The sequence below is a fragment of the Binatus sp. (SeqCode) genome (assembly GCF_049584895.1).
Classification (GTDB): domain Bacteria; phylum Desulfobacterota; class Binatia; order Binatales; family Binataceae; genus Binatus.
Window position 1 is genome coordinate 1 of record NZ_JBAUYR010000104.1, and the last position, 5853, is coordinate 5853.

The window sequence follows — 5853 nt, forward strand, 5'->3', positions numbered from 1 at the left end:
CCCTGACGGGTGGTGTCGATGCGCAGATAGTTCCGCGGCGGGATCTCGCGAATCGGCTCGAACTCCGCGCGCTGCTTCTTGTACACCTTCGGCGTCGCGTCGGAGACTTCACCTTCTTTCGATGCGCGCTCCGTCAGCCGGCGTATCGCTTCGTCGGGGCTCACTACGCATTCGACGAATAGCACTGGCACGCCGCGCCTGGCCGCCAGCGCGAGCGCGAGTTGCCTGTCGACACCCGCTTTGAAGGTCGCGTCGAGGATTGCGCCGCAGCCTTCTTTCAGAAGGCTGTCCGCCTCGGCCAGCATCGCGTCATAAGAGAGCTTGGTAAACCGTTCCGAATATATGTTTGCGCCGTAATCCGTTCGGACGTGCTCGTGCGGTGGAATCGAGGCCAGCCGCTTGCGGACGCGGTCCGAGTTGATCGCCCTGAAGCCCTTGCGATGCTGCAACATGCGCGAGACCGTCGATTTGCCCGATCCCGAAAGTCCGCACATTACTATCAGCGACGGCGACGCGCCTCGCGCGTAGCGCCACGCCAGCGCGAAGTAACTGCTCGCGAGCTGGCGCGCGCGCTCGCGCTCGGCGTCGCCGATCTCGCGCTCGAGGCTTCGCAAACTCTCGACCTTGCCGCGCACGATTGCGCGGTAGCACTTGTAGAACGGGACGAACACCGCAAGGTCTTCATCGCCGGTGATTTCCGCGTAGTCTTCGACCAGCTTATCGGCGAGAATAGGCGCGCCGAGCCGATCCAGGTCCATCGCGAGGAACGCGACCTCCGAGGCGACGTCGCCGTAGCGCAGCCGCTCGCTGAACTCGACGCAATCGATCACGTCGATTTCGTTGTTTTCAGAATTTAGAAGACAGATGTGCTCGGCCCGCAAGTCGCCGTGGCCTTCGCGTACGTGGCCCTCGATCGCGCGGTCGTTCAAAACTCGCCAGTGAGCCGTGATGAACCCTCGGCAAAACGTGTCGATCGCAGCGAATTGGAATTGGCGAAGCGTATGTCCGATGAACGCCTCATTCTGGGTGATTTCCTCGATCAGGCTGCGCCAGATTGCGGCCGCCGAACCGTAGCTCCATCCACGATTTGACGGCGCGCTCGCATGAAATGCCGCGATGCGCCCGGCAATCGCGCGAATCTTGTCACTGTCCACCTGACCCGCGGCCAGAAGCCGGTCCAGCATCAGCTCCTCGGGCAGCCGACGCATCTTGACGGCATATTCCACCGCTTCGGGAAGCTCCGCGTCTACCTTGGGTCCGAGCGCGAAGGAGTCTCCACGTTTGAGAATCGCGAACACTCCCCGATACACCCCCGGGGAAAGGCGCGCGTTCAGGCGCACCTCCTCGCAGCAGTAACGGAACCGATCCGCGAGATTCGAACAATCGAGAAACGGAAAATGAACCGGCTTCTTTATCTTGTAGACGGAGTCGCCCGCGACGAACACGTAAGAAATGTGGGTCTGCTTGAGCTCGACCCGCGCCGGCGAATCGGGATAGAAATCCGGCCGCATCATCGCGTCAACCAGCCGCGGCAGGCCGCGATCAGAAGGTGCGTCAGGTTTCGGCGTTTCGCGCGTCATTTCGATCGCCGGGTTCATATATCACCTAATCTATTCGGGATGCTCAGTCGCGTGGGTCAGCGCCTCGAGCACGTCCGCGGTGGTAATCACACCGGCGAGCTTGCCGTCTTCGACCACCGGCAGCGCACCGATCTTCCGATCGCGCAGCAGGCGTGCTGCCTCACCGATATGAGTCGTCGGCGTCACTGTAATGAGCGCGTCGCTCATCGCCTTGAACGCCTCAGTTTGATCGAGGAAGCCGGTGTGCTGGCGGATGTCGCGATCGGTCACGATACCGACCGGCGCGCCGTCACCCAGGACCGGGACGCATCGAAAGGCGCCCGCATGCATCTTTGCCGCGATCGACGCGAGCTTCTCATGCGGTGTTGCCGTGACCGGATTTTTGGTCATCCAGGTCCCGACCAGGTCGTTCTGAACCGGCGTGCATCTCACTGTCAGCACCGGGCAGATCGATTCGCGCAGCACCTGTTCGGCGACGCTGCCAAGAAAGAATCGCTTGAAGCCGCGGCGCCCGTGCGTAGCCATCACCAGCAGGTCGGCGTTGGTTTTCTTCTCGGCGTGCAGGATGGTACCAGCGGGCTCTCCCGTATGAATCAGCAATTCGTACTTGATTCCGGCGAGCCGCTTGTGCGCGATGTCGAGCAGCCTGGTTTGCGCGGCCTCCTCCTGCCCCTTGTACAGATCTACATAGACCGGCATGCCGGTCGGCGCGACTATCATTGGAACCACGTGCAGGACGAACACGGTGCCGTTGGTATCGCGAGCGAGCTTCGCGGCAGTGTCGAGCGCTTGCATCGAGTTATCATCGAAATCCACCGGGCAAAGAATCCTGCGGAATTGTTCTGTCATAAAAATATCTCCCTCGTTGGTCTTTGCGTCTCACCGCGTTCACTACACTAGCGAATGCTGTGCCATCGCCACGGATTGGTGTTTCCGTGGCGCGCCGCCGCGATCTGTATCCGATCGCACCACTCGCAAATTATTAGTGGAGCAAACGGGAACGACGATATGAGTCGTTCGGCCGGCGGCGATCGGAAACCGCTGGTTATCGCCCCAAAAGACGGGGTCTTCATCGGCGCCCGCGCCCACTCAAGACGCATCCCGCTATGGCAGGCGAATTGCTCATTCAGCCTTTCTAAGACCTGGAGGAGCAAACAATGCAGATCGTCAATCTAATGACTTGGAACCCGATAACAATTGATCAGCACGACACCCTGTCGAAGGCCAAAGGCCTGATGGACAAGGGTCATTTCAGGCGTTTGCCGGTGACAGATAATGGGCGGCTCGTCGGCATCGTGACCGAGCGCGACCTGCACAAATACAGTGGCTTTCTGGAATCAACTCGCGTCACTGCGGCGATGCGCACCGGGCTCGTAACCATCACGCCATCCGACACTGCGGAAGACGCGGCGCTCCTGCTGCTGAAGCACAAGATAGGCGGATTGCCAGTAGTGGCAGACGGAGAGCTGGTCGGCATCGTCACTACCAGCGATCTGATGAAGGCGTTTCTAAGAGTCGTCAAGGCGACCGGTGAGATCGAGCAGCGATGAATGTGCACGCTGATGCTGCGGGAGGAAGATTATGATCGTCAAAGAGTTGATGACGCTAAATCCAGTTACGACGGCGCCCGGCGAGACTCTGACTCGTGCGCAAATCAAGATGAAAGCAGGCGGATTTCGCCGACTACCGGTCATACATGAAGGCAAACTGATCGGCATCCTGAGCGAGTACGACTTGCGGCCCTACCTCGAGTCGCTCGATACCACGGTGGTGCTCGAGGCGATGACGCCTGATCCGATAACGGTTTCGCCTGATGCTACGCTCGAGCACGCGGTCGCCTTGCTCAAGGGAAAAGAAGTCGGCGCTCTGCCAGTGGTCTGTTACGGAAAGTTGATCGGCATTATCACGGCGAGCAATCTATGGTTCCCTGAGCCGCGACCGGTGCCGGAGTGGGTGCGACATTAGCCGGCGTCGTGCAATCTCGAATCGTTACTCCGTCACTGGATAACTTGCGAGGTCGGCGTCGCCGCCGGCTTCGGAGGAGGCGCCTGCATGCGCTCGAACACCGACTTGTTCGCGGTCGCTAGCTGACCCAGCGCGGTCAGAATTCTTTGCGACATTTCGTCGGTGGCCTCTTTGCCGACCCGAAACACCGAGGAGTCTTCATAGACTTCGCCGGGCAGCCGCTCCGCATAGATCGTGAACGCGACCGACACCGCCGACATCGTGCCGGTGAGCTTGCTGTTGATCCCCGGCAGTCCGGTAAACATGTCGACGCACCACAGATGCACGCCGATTCCGTAAGCGTCGGTGTGATCGACCAGCCGATACGCGGACGAATCGCTGACGTTGTCCTTGAGCGCCGAGCAGAAGTCTCCGCCGACCGGATCGCTGCAATGACAATCCACAAAAATGCTGAGCTTGGTGTCGGTCGCGCCGCCTGCCGCCCGAGCCTGTGCGGGGAGGATCAGCAAAGCCAGCGCGACCATTCCGATTGAGGATGCGAAATTGGTTTTCAAAGTAAATGGCAGCGTAGCGAAGTCATGGCGATTCGGGCAAATGCGCAATTTTGAGCATCGCGACATCGCCTTCGTCGCATGATATTATTCGGGGGTTATCTTCAACGAGGGAGTTCGAACAATATCAGATGTTACTGAACAGCAATCACGCAGTCAGATACCGCCTTGAATCCGCCGGGCGTGTCGTTTCCGCCGCTGCCGCGCTGCTAATCGTGTGCGCAGCCGTCTGTGCGCCTCGCGCATGGGCCGACGATCCCAACGCGACCGTGGCCACCGTCGGTGATCACAAGATCAGCGAGAAAGATCTCGACGCGAAGGTGCAGCCCCAGATCGTTCAGATGCGCGCGATGCTCGAGAAGCGCGTCGACCAGCTGATCGCCGACAAGTCCTTCGATCTCCGGCGCGAGACGCTTGAATCGATGACCGACGAATACCTGATCGATCAGGCCGCCCAGCGCGACAAGCTCAGCGTCCCGGATTATCTCAAGAAGGAGTATTCCGGAAAGAATAGCGTGACCGACGCCGAGGCCAAAGCCTTCTACGACAAAAACAAGGGACAAGGCACGGCGCCCTACGACAAAATCAAACCCCAACTACTTCAGATGATGAACCGTCAGGCGCTGCTCGATCGTTTGCGCAAGGACCAGCCGGTGAAAATCCTGCTCGAACCCAAGCGCGTCGCGGTCGATAGCAGCGGGCATCCGGCGCAGGGCCCCAAGGACGCACCCGTTACGATCGTCGAGTTCACCGATTTTCAGTGCCCGTTTTGCAAAGCGACCCAAGCCACTCTGAAACAGTTGCACGACAAATATGGCGACAAGATTCGCCTCGTGCACATGGACTACCCGTTGCCGTTCCATTCGCATGCGATGGACGCGGCCAAGGCCGCGCGATGCGCCAACGAGCAGGGCAAATTCTGGCAGTACCACGACGCTCTGTTCGCCGATCAGAGCAAGCTCGCGCCGGCCGATCTGAAAGCGACGGCCAAGACGCTCGGGATGAATTCCGGCAAGTTTGAAACCTGTTTCGACAGTACGAAATACGACAGCCAGATCAAAGCCGACCAGGCCGCTGGCGAGAAAGTCGGCGTCGACGGGACCCCCGCGTTTTTTATCGACGGCCGCCCGCTGACTGGCGCGCAGCCCATTCCAAAGTTCGAAGACCTGATCAACGACGAGCTGGCAACCGGCGGCAACACCAAACAGGCGTCCGCACAGTAGACCTCCCTGAACCCTCGTACCTTCAAGTCCGGCGCCCGCGTCATGCTGGCGCCGGATCTTTTTGGGGATGAACTGTTCAACCTGACGCCCGCCGATTCGACCTGCTACATGTGCAATATGCACAACAACTGTCAGGCTACCGCAGACTCGCCGAACTCGCCCGCAACCAATCGACAGAAACCTGTTGGTAGAAAAACAATTTTTGACGGAACGAAGCTACCCTTGGTAGACAATCAGCCCAAGACCACAACCCATGGTATGAAACGCCCAAGGCCGCCCTCAACATGCCTTCGCAAAGCTCGCCCTCACTCACTCCGGTTCCCCTCGGGAAGGGGTTGGAGGTTAGGTTGCCCATCGTCTCGCGAAACACCACGAACCAATCGCGAACCAACAATCCATTGGCTTGCCTTCTCCACTCGTTTCACCCTAAATTCATTCAGCATTGATCAAATTATTGGAACTCAGGCAGGGACATCGATTTTATGGCGATTAGCTTTCCTTCGACCGAATATTTCGAGGCGCTCAAGGCGCAGA

The 5853-nt window shown here is 59.2% G+C and carries 6 protein-coding genes; 3 read left to right on the top strand and 3 right to left on the bottom strand.

Going from position 1 to position 5853, the window contains the following annotated elements; genetic code table 11:
* Together WB650_RS18625 and WB650_RS18630 are read right to left on the bottom strand one after the other, a co-directional pair.
* The coding region (locus tag WB650_RS18625) for an AAA family ATPase (protein ID WP_423961570.1) at positions 1–1598 on the bottom strand (1598 nt) is incomplete at its 3' end.
* A gap of 12 nt (positions 1599–1610) precedes the next feature.
* On the bottom strand, positions 1611–2429 hold the full coding sequence (locus tag WB650_RS18630) for a universal stress protein (RefSeq protein WP_423961572.1): 819 nt from the start codon (positions 2427–2429) through the stop codon (positions 1611–1613).
* Between the two features lie 308 nt (positions 2430–2737).
* On the opposite strand from WB650_RS18630, the gene WB650_RS18635 reads away from it, so the two are divergent.
* Together WB650_RS18635 and WB650_RS18640 are read left to right on the top strand one after the other, a co-directional pair.
* Entirely contained in the window at positions 2738–3130 is a 393-nt protein-coding gene (locus WB650_RS18635; RefSeq protein WP_422300687.1) for a CBS domain-containing protein, read from the top strand.
* A gap of 31 nt (positions 3131–3161) precedes the next feature.
* Positions 3162–3545, top strand: a complete 384-nt coding sequence (locus WB650_RS18640) for a CBS domain-containing protein (RefSeq protein ID WP_422300688.1) — start codon at positions 3162–3164, stop codon at positions 3543–3545.
* A 32-nt stretch (positions 3546–3577) separates the two neighbouring features.
* Here the strand turns inward: WB650_RS18640 and WB650_RS18645 are convergent, their stop codons facing one another.
* Complete coding sequence (locus WB650_RS18645) at positions 3578–4099, bottom strand: hypothetical protein (protein ID WP_422300689.1); 522 nt, start codon at positions 4097–4099, stop codon at positions 3578–3580.
* A 128-nt stretch (positions 4100–4227) separates the two neighbouring features.
* On the opposite strand from WB650_RS18645, the gene WB650_RS18650 reads away from it, so the two are divergent.
* The gene (locus tag WB650_RS18650) at positions 4228–5319 is read left to right on the top strand and encodes a thioredoxin domain-containing protein (protein ID WP_422300690.1); all 1092 of its coding nucleotides are present in this window, start codon (positions 4228–4230) and stop codon (positions 5317–5319) included.
* The last annotated feature ends 534 nt before the right edge of the window (positions 5320–5853 follow it).

Excerpts from the sequence above, each read along its gene's own strand:
- WB650_RS18650 (WP_422300690.1), top strand. The coding sequence starts at position 4,228 with ATGTTACTGAACAGCAATCACGCAGTCAGATACCGCCTTGAATCCGCC.
- WB650_RS18635 (WP_422300687.1), top strand. The coding sequence starts at position 2,738 with ATGCAGATCGTCAATCTAATGACTTGGAACCCGATAACAATTGATCAG.
- WB650_RS18630 (WP_423961572.1), bottom strand. The coding sequence starts at position 2,429 with ATGACAGAACAATTCCGCAGGATTCTTTGCCCGGTGGATTTCGATGAT.
- WB650_RS18640 (WP_422300688.1), top strand. The coding sequence starts at position 3,162 with ATGATCGTCAAAGAGTTGATGACGCTAAATCCAGTTACGACGGCGCCC.